Origin of the sequence: Thermococcus sp. GR5, assembly GCF_012027535.1 — an archaeon.
GTDB classification, from domain to species: Archaea; Methanobacteriota_B; Thermococci; order Thermococcales; family Thermococcaceae; genus Thermococcus; species Thermococcus onnurineus.
In genome coordinates, this window is the sequence record NZ_SNUN01000001.1 from 254897 (window position 1) to 274621 (window position 19725).

The 19725-nt window shown below is 45.6% G+C and carries 18 protein-coding genes; 7 read left to right on the forward strand and 11 right to left on the reverse strand.

Translation table 11 applies throughout. The features are described 5' to 3' along the window. Nucleotides 1-8: 8 nt before the first annotated feature. Together E3E33_RS01230 and E3E33_RS01235 are read right to left on the reverse strand one after the other, a co-directional pair. Complete coding sequence (locus tag E3E33_RS01230; RefSeq protein WP_167712051.1) at nucleotides 9-476, reverse strand: hypothetical protein; 468 nt, start codon at nucleotides 474-476, stop codon at nucleotides 9-11. Then, nucleotides 476-2095, reverse strand: coding sequence for a type I restriction-modification system subunit M (locus E3E33_RS01235; RefSeq protein ID WP_167712052.1), 1620 nt, complete (start codon nucleotides 2093-2095; stop codon nucleotides 476-478). The genes E3E33_RS01230 and E3E33_RS01235 overlap by 1 nt, the downstream gene beginning before the upstream one ends. Before the next feature lie 96 nt (nucleotides 2096-2191). Between E3E33_RS01235 and E3E33_RS01240 the strand changes: the two genes are divergently transcribed. Next, a complete protein-coding gene (locus tag E3E33_RS01240; RefSeq protein ID WP_167712053.1) occupies nucleotides 2192-2527 on the forward strand; it encodes a hypothetical protein in 336 nt (111 codons plus the stop codon). 25 nt (nucleotides 2528-2552) lie between these two features. Then, on the forward strand, nucleotides 2553-3167 hold the full coding sequence (locus E3E33_RS01245; protein WP_167712054.1) for a hypothetical protein: 615 nt from the start codon (nucleotides 2553-2555) through the stop codon (nucleotides 3165-3167). Nucleotides 3168-3421: 254 nt separating this feature from the next. Here E3E33_RS01245 and E3E33_RS01250 read toward each other — a convergent pair whose 3' ends face one another. Beyond that, nucleotides 3422-5983 carry an AAA family ATPase gene (locus tag E3E33_RS01250; protein ID WP_167712055.1) on the reverse strand — a complete coding sequence of 854 codons (2562 nt, stop codon included), beginning with the start codon at nucleotides 5981-5983 and terminating at the stop codon, nucleotides 3422-3424. Nucleotides 5984-6055: 72 nt separating this feature from the next. Continuing rightward, nucleotides 6056-8260, reverse strand: coding sequence for a site-specific integrase (locus E3E33_RS01255; RefSeq protein WP_167712056.1), 2205 nt, complete (start codon nucleotides 8258-8260; stop codon nucleotides 6056-6058). Between the two features lie 80 nt (nucleotides 8261-8340). On the opposite strand from E3E33_RS01255, the gene E3E33_RS01260 reads away from it, so the two are divergent. Continuing rightward, entirely contained in the window at nucleotides 8341-9123 is a 783-nt protein-coding gene (locus E3E33_RS01260) for a phospholipase D-like domain-containing protein (protein WP_167711306.1), read from the forward strand. A 33-nt stretch (nucleotides 9124-9156) separates the two neighbouring features. Then, nucleotides 9157-9282 (forward strand): hypothetical protein, encoded by a 126-nt coding sequence (locus tag E3E33_RS11055; protein WP_255452926.1) that lies wholly within the window; start codon nucleotides 9157-9159, stop codon nucleotides 9280-9282. 4 nt (nucleotides 9283-9286) lie between these two features. Here the strand turns inward: E3E33_RS11055 and hisS are convergent, their stop codons facing one another. From hisS to E3E33_RS01280, 4 genes are all read right to left on the reverse strand, one after another. Next, on the reverse strand, nucleotides 9287-10600 hold the full coding sequence (gene hisS / locus E3E33_RS01265) for a histidine--tRNA ligase (protein ID WP_167711322.1): 1314 nt from the start codon (nucleotides 10598-10600) through the stop codon (nucleotides 9287-9289). Nucleotides 10601-10662: 62 nt separating this feature from the next. After that, nucleotides 10663-11280 (reverse strand): MarC family protein, encoded by a 618-nt coding sequence (locus E3E33_RS01270; RefSeq protein WP_012572683.1) that lies wholly within the window; start codon nucleotides 11278-11280, stop codon nucleotides 10663-10665. A gap of 139 nt (nucleotides 11281-11419) precedes the next feature. After that, nucleotides 11420-12562 carry a cation:proton antiporter gene (locus E3E33_RS01275; RefSeq protein WP_167711305.1) on the reverse strand — a complete coding sequence of 381 codons (1143 nt, stop codon included), beginning with the start codon at nucleotides 12560-12562 and terminating at the stop codon, nucleotides 11420-11422. A gap of 19 nt (nucleotides 12563-12581) precedes the next feature. Further along, the gene (locus E3E33_RS01280; RefSeq protein ID WP_167711303.1) at nucleotides 12582-13127 is read right to left on the reverse strand and encodes an HPP family protein; all 546 of its coding nucleotides are present in this window, start codon (nucleotides 13125-13127) and stop codon (nucleotides 12582-12584) included. A gap of 156 nt (nucleotides 13128-13283) precedes the next feature. Between E3E33_RS01280 and E3E33_RS01285 the strand changes: the two genes are divergently transcribed. Beyond that, on the forward strand, nucleotides 13284-14741 hold the full coding sequence (locus E3E33_RS01285; RefSeq protein ID WP_167711301.1) for an NAD(P)/FAD-dependent oxidoreductase: 1458 nt from the start codon (nucleotides 13284-13286) through the stop codon (nucleotides 14739-14741). Between the two features lie 5 nt (nucleotides 14742-14746). Here the strand turns inward: E3E33_RS01285 and E3E33_RS01290 are convergent, their stop codons facing one another. Beyond that, nucleotides 14747-15574, reverse strand: coding sequence for a hypothetical protein (locus E3E33_RS01290; RefSeq protein ID WP_167711300.1), 828 nt, complete (start codon nucleotides 15572-15574; stop codon nucleotides 14747-14749). A 4-nt stretch (nucleotides 15575-15578) separates the two neighbouring features. Next, the gene (locus tag E3E33_RS01295; protein ID WP_167711299.1) at nucleotides 15579-16232 is read right to left on the reverse strand and encodes a hypothetical protein; all 654 of its coding nucleotides are present in this window, start codon (nucleotides 16230-16232) and stop codon (nucleotides 15579-15581) included. A gap of 163 nt (nucleotides 16233-16395) precedes the next feature. Between E3E33_RS01295 and E3E33_RS01300 the strand changes: the two genes are divergently transcribed. Continuing rightward, complete coding sequence (locus tag E3E33_RS01300; RefSeq protein WP_167711160.1) at nucleotides 16396-16638, forward strand: hypothetical protein; 243 nt, start codon at nucleotides 16396-16398, stop codon at nucleotides 16636-16638. A gap of 47 nt (nucleotides 16639-16685) precedes the next feature. Then, the gene (locus tag E3E33_RS01305) at nucleotides 16686-17597 is read left to right on the forward strand and encodes a TIGR00269 family protein (RefSeq protein ID WP_048055190.1); all 912 of its coding nucleotides are present in this window, start codon (nucleotides 16686-16688) and stop codon (nucleotides 17595-17597) included. 69 nt (nucleotides 17598-17666) lie between these two features. Here the strand turns inward: E3E33_RS01305 and E3E33_RS01310 are convergent, their stop codons facing one another. Then, the gene (locus E3E33_RS01310; protein ID WP_167711298.1) at nucleotides 17667-19625 is read right to left on the reverse strand and encodes an alpha-amylase/4-alpha-glucanotransferase domain-containing protein; all 1959 of its coding nucleotides are present in this window, start codon (nucleotides 19623-19625) and stop codon (nucleotides 17667-17669) included. Nucleotides 19626-19725 lie beyond the last annotated feature (100 nt).

Here is a 19725-nt window from a genome sequence, read left to right on the forward strand (position 1 = left end):
ATACCACCTTAGGGTATTGCACTAAATAAATGCTCCCACATCCATGTCATAAGTATCACTAACCCACATGTGCCAGTACCATAAAGCAATCTAGCCCAGTCATAAAATGTGGAGTGCATGCTAAACTCCTCTTCATAAGACCACCATGCAAGCCCACCAAAGATAAGGCCCAAGTTCATGTAAAGTCTGACCCACATGGAATCCCATCCCAAGGCAAGAAAATGGAGGTTTATGGCAATGGCATTCAGAAATATCACAGGTCTTGGGGTATAGTACTCCTCAACTTCAGCTCCTACCCACAACATTGCCAGGGGGCCTATCAGTTCTATAACTTGCTGGGGGATGTATGTTATAAATGCCCTTGAAGACAGCAAGCTCACTACAAAGCTGACCATTCTAATAATTCCCCAGACTATGAATGCAATGAAAGAGGCAAAATAATTAATGAATGAAAAAATGGTGTTCCAAATCTCCATTAAATCACCTGGAGCTCCTTAAGGTATTCCTCTATTCTTGCCTTAAGGGAACTCCTCTCATCTTCAAGAGCCTCAATTTTATCCCACACTTTCTTGATATCTATCTTATCTTTCTCAATTATAGGTGTCACATACAGGGTGACATTCAAGTTGTAGTCATTGTTCCTTATCTCTTCTAAGCTGACAACTCTTGCATAACCCTCAATGTCTTTGAATTTATTGTATGCATTCACAATCTTATCAATGTCTTGAGGCCTAAGCTTGTTCTGTCTTTTGCCTTCTTCATAATCTTGGCTTGCATTAATGAAGAGTATCTTACCTTTTCTCTCTTCAGGCTTGTTCTTTCTGAATATTATCAAAACACCAGGGGCACCTGTATTATAGAACAGTTTTTCAGGAAGTGCTATTATAGTGTCTATCCAGTCCTTTTCAACAATCTTTGCCCTGATGTCCTTCTCCTTTCCTCCTCTGAAGAGGGCACCATTGTCAATTACTACACCCACCCTACCAGTGTCATCTCTTGCACTTGCAAGCATGTGCTGAATCCACAACCAGTCAGCTGAGGTCCCCAAGGGTGGGATTCCAAAAGGAAATCTCTCCCCACTAAAGGGTGCCTTCTTGATGTCCTCTTCAAGGCCCTTTAGATTCTTGTCATTCCAAGGTGGATTTGCTAGGACAACATCAAATTTCTTTAGCTTTCCACCCTCTGTGAATTTGGGTTCAAAGAAGGTGTCACCATGCCTTATGTCAGCATTCTTGATGTCATGAACTACAATATTCACTCTGGCAATCACATAAGTCATATCATTGACTTCCTGTCCATAGAACTTTGCCTTTTTGGTGTCACCACCATTCTCTATTATATGGTAATAGGCAGTTATCAACATTCCACCAGTTCCACATGCTGGGTCATAAACCTCCTCATAATCCTTGGGGTCAAGGATTTTAACAAGGACTTTAACAACTTCTTTGGGGGTAAAGAATTCTCCACCTTTCTTTCCACTGGTGAGGGCAAACTGCTCAACAAGGTATTCATATGCCTCACCAAGGATGTCAGGGCTAACATTCTTTCCAATCCTGTATTTATCAAAGTGGTCAATCAACTGCCTAAGCTTTTGGTCTGGGAGTACATCTTTCTTATTGAAATCTACCCTAGTTAGAAGTCCCCTAAGGCTTTCATTGTGCTCTTCAATTTTCATAAGAACCTCATTCAATTTCTCACCAATGTTTACAGGGGTGTTCTTGACTTTCTCCCAAAGACAATCCTCTGGTATCTGATACTTGTGCCAACTCTTTTTCCTAGCCTCCATTTCAGCAAGTTCCTTTGCCTTCTCTTCACCAATCTTGTCTTTCATCTTGTTGAAAACCTCTTCATGAACTTCCCAATACTCATCCTCATATACATCTGAGAGTCTTTTGTAGAATAGGAGAGTCAAAATGTAAGGCATGTAATCAACCCTGTTCCTGAGAATATTGGCACCATCCAAAAGCCAGCTCTTTAATTGCTCTTTGTCTATTAAGTCTGGTGCTTTGTTAATTCTCTTTTCCATTTTAGCCCCCTCTAATTTTTTGGAATTAGATTTTTTGATGAAAGTGGTTAGTGGTACTTCCTTGTCCATTATAACTCACCACCAAAAGGACTGCATTAAGGCAGTAAATAACCTTTTCTGATGCCCTAAGTCATTAGTGCTCTAATTAATTAATGGTGATAGATAATGGGTGAATCAAAATACAGGAAGTTGAATGTTGTCATGTATGTTAACACTTACAAGAGGCTGAGATGGTACTCAGCTGTGACTGGGGAGAGCATGATTAGAATAATTATCAAAGCCCTCAATTATTCATTACATCACAGAAGGGATTTCTCAAAATTCATGGAAGAGTACCTTAATGAAATGGCAGGGGAAGTGACAACAGTGAGAACTTTCTCTGTCAAAGAGAGACCCTATTATAAGATAAAAGAGTTATCTGGAATCTTCAAGCACTCACTCAGTTCATGGGTTGATAGTGCTGTAGCTTTTTACTTGGATAATGTGGGGACCAGAAAGTAATGCATTAATCCAGAGGGTGGTACTCATGGTTGAGAGTATCAAGGTGGATATCATAGAGAATGCATACATGCCTATTGATGATGAAGACCCCATTACCTTGAGGTTATTATTCATACAAAGTGAGGGTAATTATTATGAGATTGCAGTCTCAAAAGATATGAGGGTTTGTTATATTAGATTGGCTAGGGACATAATAATGAGGAGAGCAAGTGAGAGACTTCAGTTTTCAGTGCACATAAATTGCAGAGAGTCAATGGTGAATATAACTAAAGAGCATACAACAACTGACAGGAAAAAGGGTGTGAGCTGGTTCACTGAAGAAGAGTGGAACTTTTGGGGTTTGACTCACCAAACATGTTCTTGGGCTTATAAACTCATGAATTATTTGAGGGTAAGGTTATTGCTCATTAATGGGAAGGACAAACAGCAGGCAGTGGAGATAGCTAAGAAATTGGAGAAGTACATTGGACTGCTAATAAAAATCCTGGAAAGTGAAGAGGCTGAAGAAGTTGTTTACTGCAAGAGTAAGGGCAAGTTTCTAGTGAGTACTCACACTACCACATTCAAGTGGTCTTTTGATAACTTATCAGAAGAAATTACAGAAATATTTTATGACAACCTCCCAGAACTCATAGATTAGTCTAACCAAAGTCAAACCTGCCCTGTTTGAGGCATAGTTCATGATGAGAATAATTAAAGTCATTATACATAAGCCTCCACAAAAGTCCAGCTTCCTTATTATCACTGTCAAGATTGCTGAAATCAGGATTAAAACAAAAGTATACAGTAAGGGGTGTGCTATTATGAAGTCTTCTATAATTACAAGAGTCATGTTTGCACCCATTAATCCTCCCAAACAAAATTAAGAGAGAAGTGACTTAGGGCATGTCTCCATTATGTGTCTCTTGTAAGCATCCAATTATCCCCAATCTTTGTGATGATACCAACCTTCATTGCAAGTGTTATTGCTTTTCTCACATCCTCCACTGAACCCAGCTTCTCTTGAAGAGCATCAACTAGTTCTTCTCTAGGAACCCCATGAGAGTAATAACCACCAAGCCTTTCCATTACTTCCTCAACTGTATCAAGGAGCCTTCTCTGGTCTGCAGTGAAATCATAGGATAACTCACTTAGCAAGGAAAAATCAACATCCTCTCCCCAGCTCTTAACTGCTATAGTCATTAATTCAATTGCCTCATCAACATCCTCATCTGTTACCCTATCTTTTAACTTCAATCTAGCAATGCTTTCTGAGATGTTTATCATGCTCATAAGAAGCCTATGAGAATAACTGAAACTCCCACTGTCCTTCAGATGTTTTCTCAGCTTCTTTACAAATTCAGTGAGTTTTTGTTTTGCAGATTCATCCCAAATTGGAGTAATTCCTTGAGCATATACAATGTACTTCACTAAAACTTCTTCACTGACTTTTCTATTAATTTCCCCTAGAGTTGCCTGCCATATCCTCTCATCAATCTTGTTCATAACTTCATCTTCTTCATAAGTCCTGAGACCTATTATGATGTCAAACCTGTCTAAAAGGGTTGTACTAAAAGCTACCTGCTCAAAGAGTGACTTCTGGTTTGAAATTATACCCTTGATTGGGTTTGCCATTGCAATTATGGACTCCCTAGCCATTACCTCCAAGTTCAAGTCTGCTTTGTTAAACACATAATAACCAACACTCATTACAGTGTGTAAGGCTTTGTAATCATCTTCCTTTAATTTATCAAACTCATCTATCAAAAGCACTGAACCATTTGCTCTGGCCAATGCACCTGCCCTGTAGACCCAATTTTTGGTTAACTCATCATTCTTTGCCATTCCAATGAGACCTACTTGGTTTGTACTGCCACCACCACTAGCTAATTCCAAGTGAAAGACTTTTTTGAGGTCTTCTAAAATCCTTGACTTCCCACTTCCCTTGTCACCTATCACCAATACATTAATCCACTTTCTCTGGTCATTGACAAGTTTCTTTGAAGAGACTAAGGCAATTAAAACTGACTTTTTAATAGCCCAAAGCTCTGGGGTCTTTTCCCTATCAACATAAATGGTTGGGGCTATACTATCAATGAGTGCATTTATAATTTCCTTGTCAGAATATTTGGCCCTAAACTCAAGAACTCTCTTTACATCTTCTTGGCTTAGTTTTGAAAATGTTTTTTGCTCTAGTTCTTGGACATGGAGTACCTCAAGGATAACCTCACTAGTAGTAGCCTTTTCAGATTCAAGCTGGATTTTTGTCCTGACAATTCCAGTTATTTTAACTTTTTGACCAACTAATTTCATTATTTTCTTGGTGTTGATGATGGTGAATGCCCTGAAATCATGAGGTTGCTCATTACTGGCAAGATTCTCTAAGAGGTCTTGAAGTGTGAATACCACAAGTTCTACCCCCTTACTCTGGTAAACATCAATTATGATGTTCCTAGAACCACAGGCATCACACTTATGTTCAGATGACCTTGGAACCAAGAAATCTTGGTGTCTGGCCATTTCATTACCACAGTCCCTGCATACATAGACTAATTTTTTGTGAAAGATTAAGGGTTTACTAATAGCCATTATCTTGGCTTCAACAGTAACTAGTTTGTTTAAATCCCTACTCACATCAATGTCCAGCAGCCTTTTGTGGGTTGCCTCTGAAGTAAATACCACATTAAATTCCTTCACATAATCTTCTCCTTTCATCTCCATAATTACAGATTTCAGAGCTGAAGAAAAAACATTGAGTGCCTCATCAGGCTTGTGTTTTATAAGTTCAGCTAGAGGCCCTGAAAAAGACAAGACTTTTTCATATTCCACAACCAATATTCCAGAGGAATCTTCTGTTAGCAGTTTTTTAATTCTCTCATCATACTCACTCCTCAAAATTTCAACAGCTTTTTCCACTGCTTTGTCTAAGTCCATGAGTTCACTATCTAGTTCTTTTTCTTTCTTTTTTAAATACAACTTAGAGTACTCCTCTAGTATCAGTGTCCTGACTCTCTCATTGAGCATGTAGTACTCATTACCCTCTCTCCTAATCATGGTGACTATTGAATCATTATTTAGAACTGATGACAGAGCATTGTTGATGGATTTCAGAGAGTAATTATGAAAGTGCTGGTGAAGTTCTTTTGCCAATTTCTCTGAGAGTGCTCTTATTTCAGCCCTAGTCAGTTGCTTGTTGTGGAGAAGCAACACCAGTAAGGGTAATAACTCATAGTTTCTTGCTGGACTAACAACTCTCTTAATAGCCATTATCAATACCTCATAGTCAACTTTAGATTGGTTCCCCATTTGAGAGTTTAAATCCCCTTGGCTTTTGTTTTCTTGAGGGGAGTTCATATTAGTCCCATTACTTCCCCCCAAGTCTGGGGGTGGTTGGGGAAAATCTTCCCCCACAACTGCAGTCAAGTAACCCTCAGAAGTTGGGTTTTCTTTTTCATCTTTTATGCTCCACACTTCCATGAGTTGTTCCCAATAGTATAATAACAAGAAAAATGACTTAAGGCACAAAAATTATGAAATATGAAAAATATTTCATTCTAAGAACTTTATACCATTAAATACTACATCATAAACTTCTCTCCTAGTCAACAATCTATCCAGCAGTTTTGCCTTTTTGAGTATCTCCTCAACACTTGTTTTTGTGTAGTCATAATGACTCTCAACAATTTGCAAAGTCTTGTGTCCAGCTGTTAGGAACTCCAGACTGTCCAGAGCCTTGTTAGTTTTAAGAAGCTCAAAGGCCTCCTTGGGAGGATTTCTAGTCATTGTAACATAGAACTTTCTTAGAGATTTCATGTTAAAGTCAATACCTATCCTTTTAAGTCTCTGTGTAACCCTGCCCTTGCTTGATTCCTTAAATCCTGATATATTTGGACTGAACAGGTAATCATTTGGGCTTTTATTGTACTTTCCAACTACATTGTCCTTGAGGTATCTTGCCACCTCCTCAGTAATATAGACTATTCTACTATAGTTCTTCTTTGTAATTTCAGACCTAACCAAGACAACCCTGTTTCCAAAATCAATGTCACCAACTTTTAGCCTAAGTGCCTCACTTGTTCTAAGACCTGTAGTTGCCTCCAGAAGAACCAACCCTATCAGCTCATCTTTTTCTTTTTGGGTAAATTTGTTTGAGTCCATGAGTTGTTTAATCAGATTTTTAATGTCATCTTCATCTACAACTTTAGCTCCATTAGTCCTTTTTGTTTTTGCAGTATAAGTTACTTGGGACACATAGCCCTGGTAGTGCCTAAGTTTTAAGAACTCAAAGAACTTTTTAATATGGCTCTTATATTTATTGAATGTATCTTTGCTTACCCCTCTCCTCTTAGTTCCACCATTAGTTACTGGTTTTTTGTACTGTAACCAATCAAAGAAATCTTCTATAGTCTCCTCAGTGATAACTCCTTGAGTGTACTCTAAGAAGACCTCAACATATCTTATCCTCTGAAGGATGTTCCTTCTGCTTTTTTCAATAGCTGGGGGCATATTTTTGTCATTAACAAACTCATCCCAATCAGTGTATCTCACTGTCCTAACTGTGCCATTTTCAGTCATCTCATATTCAAAGTCTCTTATTGACCATTTCTTGAACTCATCAATTGCCTTTGTGGTGTCAATGACTACTGTGTTGTCATCAAATATTATGTACATACTCTTGCTCTTCAGTATCTTCTTACCTTCACCAACCATCTTCTCAACAAGCTCTTTGAAAGAAGGGCTACCCTTCACCATATTCCCCACCTCCTTGTTTTGTGAAAGAGAGATATCATCCAAAACTTGTGGGGGACTTAATGCATTGGAAGAGAGAAGGTTATCTGGTTGTTGCACATTGAAGATTGTTCCTTGGGTTGACATTGGGCTGGGCACATTAGAAAGCAAATGCTCAATGGAGGGTCTTTGATTTGCTGAGTCAATAAGTTGTCCAGTCTCAATTACTTGTCTCACAAAATCCACTACCTTGTCAGCATCTTGGTGAGCCCTAGAGATTAGTTGGGCTGTGGGATTATCTAATTCCAAGACCACATCCACATAGGCACTTTCTAGTTTCCCAATTACTTTTGTTGGTACTTTGAAGAGATAATAGGAACCATTCTTTTTCTTCAACTCTAGCTTAGCTGATAGCCTATTGTTAAAACCAACTAAAGTATCTATCCTTGCCTCTATCTTGAAACCTTCAGAGGTCAACCCAAGCTCTCTGAGTTTGTTGTAAGCCCATGTAATCTCTTTGATTTTATCTTCATGTACCTTAATGTAATAGGCACCTGAATGTTTCACAATCTTCTCTGTGAGTGTTTTTGTGAACATTATTGTTCTGCTCTCAACCAATGCTTCAGTGATGTCTTGGAGGGCTTTTACTACTGTGGTATAATCAAGACCAGTTTCATTCACCAGTTCTTGGATTAAGTTGGCAAATATTCTCTTGAGCTCAATCCTAGCCCATCCTAACAGCTCTGTACCCTGATATGTTGCAACTTGCTGGAATACTCCAGACCCACTTAATGATTTAATGTAGTCCCCCATCATCACTTTCAGTTTGTTCATCCAGTTTTTATAAAGATTATCCATAAGGTTACAAAGTTTATAAGTATTTTGTACATTGTGTCCAGCATATTTATTACCCTCTGAACAATACTCACCCAAATTGGTTAAATATCCCTCAGTTTCCACCCACAAGAGAGGTGTTAGCATGTTAAAATCAACAATAGGATAGTTATTACTATCTAGACTCATCATCCCAACAACTTTGGCCGTTCATGGTTTTAACGGTTGTCCTACGTTAAGGTTAAATTCACAAGTTGGATGTACACCATTGGATGGTGGTACGCGTGAAGAAAGCTCTGGCATTTCTGCTTATCATAACTGTTCTATCAGCGGGCTGTCTGGGTGGAACTCAAACCGTGACAACCACCATAACTGAAATCCAGAACCATACACTCACTGTTACCCACACCTTCACTGAAACAGTAACCGAAACCCATACCAAGGTAAAAGTGATAGAGCCTGGAATCAACGTCACCAAGCTGACCGAGAATCTTAGCCTGTGCGTCTCAAAGCTCTCCGAGCTCAACTCCACATTGGCCGAAGAGGAAGGAGAGCTCAGCTCGTTGAAGGCCAAATACCAGAGCTGTCTGATTCAGCAGGCCCTTGGAAATGAGGCAGGTTTTGAAATACTCCTCGATAATGAATACTACTATGAGGTTCTCAACACCATAAACAACGCCGGTGAGAGCATCTACGTAATGATGTTCTCCATGAAGTACGACCCCGCGGACAGCTTCGACTGGGCAAACGACCTCATAAGAGCCCTGGCAGAGGCCGAAAAGAGGGGAGTCAGCGTTCATGTCCTGCTCGAGGACTCCTCGGACATCAATCAGGCCGCCTACGATTACCTGAAAGCCAACGGCGTGGATGTTTCTTTTGACTCGCCCGAAACGACGCTTCACGCTAAGGCGGTGGTGATAGACGGGAAGACAGTCTTCCTCGGGAGTCACAACTGGAGCGAGAGCGCCCTCTACTGGAACCACGAGGTCAGCATCAAGATAGTCTCTGAAGATCTCGCCCAGAGCCTGATTAACTACTTCTGGAGCATCCGCTAAGGCTTTAAATTCACTCCCCCAACATTTTTCGTGGTGAAGATGATGGAGTCACTGAAGAGGGCCTACTGGAAGTGGCGCTCCCGCTGCCCCTTCGTCAGAAAGCTCGAAGAGTGGAGGATGAAAAGAAAGGCGAATAAATTCGAGATAAAGAGAAGGTGAGGGTTTATCCCCCAAGAAGCTGCGAGAGCTCTTCTGGGGCCCTTTCAATTTTAACGGCTATCTGTTCACCGCTCTCCATGTCCCTTATCGTGACCTTGCCCTCAGCCAGATCCTTCTTGCCGACTAAGATGACGTAGGGCACGCCAAGCCTTCCTGCATAATCTAAGGCCTTCTTGAGTTTTCTGCCCATGAGGTCGTAGTCGGCCGTGATGCCTTTCTTCCTAAGGCTCTGAGCTATTTCAATGGCCTTCGCCCTGAGCTCAAGCTCTTTACCGATTGGAATCACGTAGACGTCTGGCCTGAGCTTCGGCTCTGGAATCAGGCCCCTCCACTCAAGGATCGGGATGAGGCGCTCTATTCCTATGGCAAAGCCCGTCGCTGGAGTTGGCTTTCCGCCGAAGACCTCTATGAGGTTGTCGTAGCGGCCACCTCCACCTATCGAGCCTATCCCAAGGTCGTTTGGCACTATCGCCTCAAAGACGACGCTCGTGTAGTAGTCGAAGCCCCTGGCTATGCCGAGATCTATGAGTATGAAGTCGTAGACGCCGTAAGCCTTGAGGAGATCCACAAGCTCGTAGAGGCGTTTTATTTCCTCCCTTGCCTTCTCACTCGTGAAGAGCTCCTCCGCCTTCGGGAGAACCTCGTCAGGCTTCCCTTTTATCCCTATCAGCGCCAGAACCTTCTCGATGCCTTCGTCGCTTAGACCAAACTCTTTCAGAGATCCTATAAAGTCTTCCCTGCTCATTTTGTCCTTCTTGTCAATGAGCCTCATCAAACCAATGTCATCACTAATGCCGAGCATCTTCGCGAACTCGTCAAGCAGAACGCGGTCGCCAATGTTCACCGTGAATTCCTTCAGGCCAGTTGCAAGGTAGCTCTCAACGAGGAGGGCTATGACCTCAGCGTCGGCCTCGACCTTGTCGCTACCGATGAGCTCGACTCCAGCCTGCCAGAACTCTCTATAACGGCCGCTCTGAGGTTCTTCATATCTGAACATGTTGGCAATGTAGTACCACTTCACTGGCTTTGGTGCGTTCTGGAACTGGTTGACGAACAGGCGTGCTACGCTCGACGTCATGTCAGGCCTCAGTGAGAGGTTCCTGCCGCCCTTGTCCTCGAAGGCATAGAGCTGCTCCACGACCTCCTCACCGCTCCTCAGCTGAAAGAGGGCGGTGTATTCAAAGGTCGGTGTGAGTATCTCATGAAAGTTGTAGCGCTCGAAGACGTCCCTTATTCTCTCGAAGACCCATCTCCTCTTCGCCATCTCCTCTGGCAGGAGGTCTCGCGTTCCCTTTACCTTCTCGAGCCTAACATTCATCCTCAACCCTCCGCTCTGGAAAAAGAATATGGGGTTAAAAGGTTAGCCCAAAAAATTTTTCGTTATGGCGAAACTGAAGTCATGAGCAGATAGATGCCAACAACCCCCTGAACCATCATCTGCGCTCCAATGGCCATCGTGAACATACCAATTATCCTGATGAAGACACCGAGCGTTGTTTTGCTGATGTTCTTGATAACGTATAGGGTAAGGAACATCACGAGGGCTGTAAGGAGTATAGCAAGGAATATAGCAGCGGTGGCGTGGTAGATTCCCTTCTCGGCTGTGAGGGTTATTGCCGTTGTTATTGCCGCCGGGCCGGCTATCAACGGAGTAGCCACCGGTACGGCAGCCAGAGCAAGGATGTTTTTCTCCTTCTTGAGGGTTATCATGCCGCCGCTTTCGAGGGCCTCAAGACCTATCTTGAAGAGGACAAATCCACCCGCAACACGGAGGGCATTGAGGTCTATGTGGAAAATCTCCTGGAGGATTATCTGGCCGGAAACCGCGAATAGGAAGAGGAGAAGAAACCCTATGAGGTTTGCCCTCACGATGAGCGCCCTTATATCCTCTATGTGGAAGTCTTCACGCAGCAGGCTAACCAGGAGGATCTTATCGCTTGGGTCTATCATTATGAGCATGAAGAGGGCCGAACTCAGTATCGCCGTGAACTCACTCATAGCCTTTCCTCCGGCAGGGATTTTATAAATCTATGCCCTAAAGTGTGCACGCGATGATGCGCTGCGCTCTCTTAGAACCACTACACTCTCTTTGAACAACCGGCGCTGACTGGAGGATGAAGAGCATTCGGTTGGCTATCTAGTCCCTCGTAAAGGCCCACTTGAGTAGGGGCGGCGTCACGAGAGTCGTTGCCATTACCATTGCTATTGCCATTGAAAAGGCTGCTCTATCGAGAACCCCCTCCACCAAACCTATGTTGGCCATGATCAGACCAACCTCCATGCGTGGAATCATACCAATTCCAATCTGGAGGGCTTCTTCCGGCTTGAATTTTGAAAGAAGCGCTCCAACACCGCAGCCAAGAACCTTGCCGATGACTGCCAGAAGGGAATAAACGAAAGCGAAGGTTCCCGCAGTGAAAATGACCTTGGCGTTGGTCTCTGCGCCCACCCCTACAAGAAAGATGGGGATAAAGAATGCATAGCCAATGGTGATTATTTTGTCCGTTATCTTACGGGCATCCCCACTCCCGGCAACGAGGATTCCGGCCAAGTATGCCCCGGTTATGGCTGCTATCTGGAAGTATTCTGCCAGATATGCAAAGAAGAGCATCACGACAAGTGCAACCGTGGTGACAGTCTCAGGGAGGTTTATCCTATGAGAAGTCTTCAAGAGCTTTTTAATGGCTCTCTTACCAAACAGATAGCTCAAAACAAAAAATGCTGCTATTTCCATGAGGATTATTTCTATGTCTTTCGCATAGACTGTGCCCTTCGTATTGATGGCCACAAGGATTGTAAGGATTATTATACCCAAGACATCGTCAACAACGGCGGCTGCAAGGATAGTGGTTCCGACCCTTGTGCGGAGCTTCTTGAGCTCCATCAGGACGTTAACGGTCAGGCTTACGCTGGTTGCAGTCATGACACCACCAAGAAAGAGGGCCTGCATCTGAGGATAGCCCCATTTAAAGGCTATTGCGTAGCCGAGGAGGAATGGAATCGCGACACCCAGAACAGCTATGAGAAATGCGGGCAGTCCCACACGCTTGAACTCCTCGATGTCGGTTTCAAGTCCTGCCAAAAAGAGCAACATTACCACACCCAAATCAGCTATCAGCCTAATGCCCTCATCATATGTGACAAAATTGAGAAGTGAAGGGCCAAGAAGTATTCCACCAACTATCTGACCCAATGCAGCTGGAAGTCCGAGACGCGAGCTAATGTATCCGGCGAGCTTTGCCGTTATTAGGATCACTGCCAGCTCTAGGAAGACGTCCATTTCAATCCCCATCGTTCGGCTATAAAGAAACTAGGCGGATAAGCCGAATTATGTCCTTGACCTCGAGGATACCATGAACCTTTCCCTCTTCGTCCACAACAGGCAGGTGATGCTTTCCGGTTTCAATCATCAGCCGTATTGCGTGACCAAGATCATCGTTCACGTTGATCGTTATCGGCTTGGTTACCATTATATCCTCAACTTTTGTGGCTCTAGTCATGGAGTACCTCTTCAGCAACCCAAAGCCCACTATTGAGTGTCTCCTTGGCGGGTCGAAGAAGTGAAGTATGTCCTTCATAGTTACGAAGCCAATCAACCTGCCCTCGTCATCTACAACAACCGCAGAGCTCTCCTCCTCGCTCATACTTTCGATAAGGGTTACGAGAGAATTACTAGGACGGAGCTTGAGAAAGTCCTTGTCCATCACTATTCTAACTGGAACCTTCTCTATGTAGCGAATGTTGTGGCTCAGCTCCTCCTTTCTCCGGAGCTGGAGAAGCTTTCTCTTGCTGTGGATTATCTTTATCTTATTTGCCTTGGCTTTATCCGATTTCTCTCCGGCCATGCTCCCACTGAAAGTTGTACTACTCAATTCTGTTTAAAGGTTTCGGGAAATTATTTAAAATTCAAATGTCAAAATTTCCCAATAATTTGGCGATATTAACCAAAAACTTGCCAAAAAGTTTTTAAGGGATTAACCTTAAATCCCGACAAGGGAAATATGGTTTCTGGAAAGAGGTACGACGTTGTGATCATCGGAGCCGGCCCAGCAGGTCTTTTCGCAGCCTATGAACTGGTAGAAAAGAGCGATTTTAAGGTTCTAATAATAGACGAGGGCGGAGACATTAATCAGCGCGTCTGTCCCATGTATGAGCTCGGCTACTGCATTGGCTGCCAGCCCTGCCACATAATGAGCGGCGTTGGCGGTGCGGGAGGACTGAGCGACGGCACCATCAATCTCCGCCCGGATATAGGCGGTGATCTAAGAGAGCTCACAAACGACGAGAACTACGCCTGGCAGCTCGTCTGGGAAGTCGACCAGATTTTTCTGAAACACAAGGCCCCAAAAAATCTGTTCAAAGGCAATCCCGAGCAGGTAAAGTATTGGGAGCAGAGAGCCGCTCAGGCCGGCGTCAAGTTCATCCCCATCATCCAGAGGCACATCGGCTCGGACAGAACGCCAGAAGTCATCGGTGACATAAAAAAGCACCTGGAGGGCAAAGGCGTTGAGTTCCTTTTCTGGACGAAAGCTCTGGAGTTCGGCCAGGGATGGGTGAAGGTCAGGCGCGGGAAGGACATCTTCATCATAAACACCCGTTATATCATCGTCGCTCCCGGAAGGGGAGGAGCGGACTGGTTCCACGACGTGGCCAAGAAGATAGGCCTCAAAGCAAAGCACGGACCCATCGATGTAGGCGTCCGTGTCGAGGTTCCTGCCATAGTGATGGAGCCCATAACGAGCATAAACCACGACCCCAAGTTTCACATCTATACGGACACCTACGACGACTTCGTGAGAACCTTCTGCACCAACCCAAACGGCTTCGTCGTCGAAGAACGCTACGACGGCTACGTTGGAGTAAACGGCCACTCCATGCATGAGAAGAAGAGCAACAACACCAACTTCGCCTTCCTGAGCAGGATTGAACTCACAGAACCAGTTGAAGACACAACAGCCTACGGAAAGAGCATAGCGCAGTTAGCCACGACCATAGGCGGAGGAAAGCCCCTCCTCCAGAGGCTCGGCGATTTAAGGCGTGGAAGGAGGAGTACATGGAGCAGAATAAAGAGAAGCGATGTCGAGCCAACACTCAAGCACGTTACTCCAGGAGACATCGCGATGGCCCTACCTCACAGGGTCGTCACTAACATCTTAGGAGGCTTGGAGAAGCTCGACAAGGTTCTGCCCGGGGTTGCCAGTGACCATACTTTGCTCTACGCACCTGAGATCAAGTACTACGCCATGCGCGCCGAGGTTGATGAGAACCTCGAAACAAGTATAGAGGGAATCTTCGCCGCTGGAGATGGTGCGGGCCTCAGCAGGGACATAGTCAATGCCGCCGCGACGGGTCTTCTGGCCGCGAGGGGCATACTCAAGAAGGAGGGCCTCTACACGGAGAAGGACTTCAGGAAGCCCGGTAACTGGAAGGTAAAAATTGAGGAGACGGGGGAGGAGTGAGGGAACTAAAGCGGTGGGGGCAGCAGAACAAGCAAAAGGACTGAGAGGGCAGCGCTCACGGCGTAGGAGGTTCTTCCAACACCCCTCCAGCGACGTGCCAGCAGGTAGAACGAGAGAAACCACGCCCCCATCACTATTATTTCCTCAACAACCATTCTGTAGGGTAGGGGGACAACGAAGTAATCAAGAACCCTAATTCCTGCGGTCATCCAGCCCGCATACACAAGGGGAAAGAAGTTGAAGGATCTCCCTTCAAGAAGCTCGAAAGAGACTGCCCGCGCCTCGACCCCGAAAAACACCGCTAGAACGGTGGCTTCAGCCACCACCCACAGAACCACCCTGAGCATTCCACCGATGAGCACGTACGTTGAGAGCCACGAATAGCCGGCCATTTCAATTGCCAAGAGGTGGGGCAGGTAAAGGGAGACCGCCACGACAGCTATTCTCGAAAACAGAAGGGGACGAAAAACAGCGAAGCACATAAAGGCCGATAGAACCAGGAACAACGCGGTGCCTTGGTCCGCAGGAAAATTATGAGTAACTGTTGCCACAACCATGGAGAGGGTTAGTAGAATCACGACAACTACTGAGAACATCATAAAATTGGAGTGTTCTATGACCTGAATCACGTTGCCAGACTTAACCAGCATATCTCCCTGCTCACCATCAAAATACTTTTTGAGTGCTAAAGCCGTCAGAAAGACCACAGATAAAATCACGTAATGTGGAACTCCTCTTTCAATTAAATAGGGGGAGATAAATAGCAAGAAAAGAATGAACTCCGCCAAGACCAGAATTCTAACCTTGTCCCTACTGGGAAGTAGTGTGTTCACTACATCAGACCTCCGTGACTTTTATATAATCATAACTGATGCCTGAAGCTCCTAAGAGACCAATCAAACCGCCTATAACTCCACCCAGAAGACCTCCTACCACTGTTCCCCCTAAGTTGCCAAGGAAAGAGTCAATTTCATCAAAGGAATTCGCACCCAGAATAAGAATCCCATAGCTCTTTCCCTTCTTGCCGGAGAACTTAACTGGAATGCTAAAGGCTGATGCCATCCATCCACTATTTTCGACGCTAAATTTATAGAACGGCTTACCCCACTTTTTGGTCATGCCCTCATAGGTGACTTCATTAAACTTCCACTTCAGTTCAGAAGGATATATCTCCACATATTCCGGAACGCCTATCCAAACTTTGTAACCACCAATGGGGAGTTTTCCAATGCTCACCACAAGGGAACATGTGCTTCCATGTTTAACTTTGTAGTGTTTGTATGCAAAGAATATCAGGTGAATTATTCGCTTATCTTTAACGCCCTCCCCCGTAATCCATCCGTCCAAGCTAGCGCCTAGAACGGCGTCCGGACGAATATCATCCCTCGAATCCTTCTGAACACTCCACTCTGGGATCGCCACTGCGCTCCCTGCCGTCATTCCAACCATCAGCAGTCCAAGCAGGACTGCTAATAGTGGTTTCCACTTCACCCAGTTCACCTCCTTAAGTTTTTGCGTCATCACTAAACAACTCACCTTTATAAGTTTTTCCTTTTGCTATAAGTAAGTTCTCTTTGTTTCTTATCCAAGTACAAATTTTTTCATAGTCAAGTTTTGCTCTTAAAATGAACGAAAAGAAGCCAGAGTAAAAGAGTTGCATAAGGATACAATTGTCCTTAAGCAGACCAAACGGAAAAGGTATGGCAACAACCCATTGGACAACATCAGAAGCAATGCTTCACATTCCTCTTCAAGCCTCCCATTAACCCTCAGAAACTCCCCCAATGATTCCCAAGACGCCGTAAGGGACATACTCAAGAAGGAGGGCCTCTACACGGAGAAGGACTTCAGGAAGCCCGGTAACTGGAGGCACATGATAGAAACTATGGAGGATTAGCTTTTTAACCTCTTCCTCTTTTCAGCCTTTGGTGAGAGAGAATGCCTATGAGATGCAAGTTCTGCGAGAAACCAGCTTTCATTAAGCTTCACTACCCAAGAATGTACCTCTGCCCCGAGCACTTCACGGAATACTTCGAGAGGAAGGTCAAGCGCACAATAGAGAGATACAAGCTGCTGAAGCCCGACGAGAGAGTTCTAGTCGTTGTGAGCGGGGGAAAGGATTCAGCCGTTACTGCTTACGTCCTCAAGAAGCTTGGCTACGATATAGAGTGCCTCCACATAAACCTCGGCATAGGGGAGTACTCGGAGAAGAGCGAAGAATATGCAAAGAGGCAGTGCGAGGCTTTGGGAGTTCCGCTCCACATAGTCCGCGTTAAGGAGCTCTTGGGTCACGGAATTGGTGAAGTAAGGACGAGAAGACCCACATGCTCCTACTGCGGCTTAACGAAGCGCTACATCTTCAACAAGTTCGCCTACGACAACGGCTTCGATGCAGTCGCCACCGGCCACAACCTCGACGACGAGGCAAGCTTCATATTCTCCAACCTGATGCACTGGAATACGCAGTATCTGGCCAAACAGGGACCGCTAACCCCCGGCGAGGGCAAATTCGTGAAGAAAATTAAGCCCCTCTACGAGCTCACCGAGAGAGAAGTTGTTGCCTATGCACTTGCCAACGGCATAGAGTATCATATCGAGGAGTGCCCGCACGCTCGCGGAGCAACAACACTTGAGTTCAAGGAAGTCCTCAACGAGATGGAGGAGAAGAGACCGGGAACCAAGATAAACTTCGTGAAGGGCTACCTGAGGAAGAAGCACATCTTCGAGGCCGAGCTTGAAGAGGTAGAGCTGAGGGAGTGCAAAGTCTGCGGCATGCCGTCGAGCGGTGAGGTATGTTCCTTCTGCCGCTTCTGGCGCCTTGAGGAGCCGCTGGACTTCAGGGTAAGAAAAGATTAACGGCAAGGGCCGATGAGGTGAGCCTTTCGGGCTCTGATGGGTGATGAGGGCCTCCCTAGCTGAGGCCTCTCACAACTCCTTAAAGCGGAGCCTGAACTTCAGCTCTCCATCAACCGGGAAGAGCACCGTATAGCTGACGCCCTGCTGGATGAAGTCCCAGCCGGCCTCGCTCTGGGAAAGGGTCTTTATCGGGAACTTCCAGACTTTAGCTTTTCTGTCGAGCTTTATCTCCACCTTTCCGATGCCGTATGGATCGTTCACTTCTATCGCCGTAGCTTCGAATTCATCCGGCTCCTCCATGACGCTGTGAACCGCTAGGTTCAGCTCAGCGCCGAAGAGCACCTTAGCCCCGCTCTTGACCGTGTAGTCCACGATAAAGCCATCATCAGTCAGGCGAAGGGATTTCTCCACGCGCGCCGGTTTTCCTGAAACGCTCCCGTCCCTCCAGAGGGTTATGCCGCCCTCGAGGGGGCTGTAGTCATATGCGCCGGTCAGAAAGTCACCGAGCTCCTCATAGCGCGCGAGTCGGTAGTCGTCGAGGCCCGTTTCAGGGGACAGGAAATGATCCTGGAGGATAGCCCTTGGGTGACTGTCGTAGGCAAGCTCGCGCCTTATCTCCTCGGGTATTTTCTTTCCAATCTCGTGAATGCTGGCAACTCCTTCGCTATCCCCTTCTTCAGGGGTTGCCGCCTCTGGGACTTCGTGGTAGTGCTCCCATCTCCTCGCCAAAACGTCGTTGTAGTTCACCGCTTTCCTCTTGGAGCTGAGCTCAAAGAGCGCCCCACCGTAGGCGGGCTTGAATACGGCGAAGAAGTTCTCACTCTCAATGAAGACCTCCTCACGGCCATCGAAGTCTATATCTCTGACGAAACTTCCAGTGGAAACGTAGCTGTTCGCCTTAATGATGTTCTTCCAGATGGTCCTCCTCAGATGGGGGAGGTAAACACCACCAAAGATGCCGTGCCAGTAAGCGTCGTTGCACTGGGCTTTAAGGATGAAGTGCCTCGCCTCAGGGTTGTCCCTAACGAGTTCGCTCACCATCAGCATGCGCTTGTGCATGTAGTTGCTCTCAGGATACTTGAAGAAGAAGTTCTTCCAGATGCCGCCGCGGACGAAGACGCGGTACTTCTCGAACTGGCCGTGTTCCTTCAGCTTCTCAACGAACTCCACGAAGAGCTTTGCCTGCTTAGCTGGCAGTGACCACTCGCTCATCTCGAAGTATGAAGCGATTGGGAGGTAAACAAGGCCCTTAGGCCTGAAGCGCTGGAGGTACTCCGAGTATAGCATGAGGTTTATCCTCTCGTCGCTCGAAACCCTGTCGAAGAACTCCTTAAGCCAGCCCTTCTTATATACCCAATCGTAGGTTCCAGGCCAGACGCCGAACTTCTCGCCGTCGTCGTGGAAGACCGCAACCTTGCTCTCATCGCCGTCATCAAGGCTGTGAAGGTACTCCAGCGTTTTCTCCACCGGCCTGAATGGGATGAGGTAACGAAGCTTCTCGTCTATCGGAAAGACTGCTATAACCTCACCACCGTCCTCGGTGTAGTAGGGCCAGAAAAGTTCTTCCTTTGACAGACCCGCGCTCATGAAGTGGTAGTCGTCAACTATGACGTAATCTATCCCTGCCTCGCGGAGACTCTTAACCAGCTCCGGCTGCCAGACACGCTCGGTGAGCCAGACACCCTTGGCATCGTAGCCCAGCTTTTTGGCAAAGTCCTTCAAAAGCCTGATCTGCTCTATACGGTCTTCTTTTGGGATGGCAGCAAGGACTGGTTCATAAAAACCTGCCACGACTATTTCAAGCTGACCCTTACTCACCAGAGAGCGGAGGAGGTCGATGTAGTCAGGCTTGTTCTCATTAAGCCACTCCAGCAGAGGCCCGCTTATGTGAACCGCGACCTTCATGTTGGGGTATTCCTCCAGAATCTCCATGAAAGGACGGTAAGAACGGTTGTAAGCATCCTCAAACACCCATCCAAAGTTGCCAAGAGGCTGATGGTTGTGTATTCCAAAGATGAAATTGACCATCGATGCACCCCCAAAACTGTTATCACTACCGGTGATATTGGAAAAGGTATATAAATATTTTATGCACAGGTATCATCAATGGTGAACAGGTATCACCAGA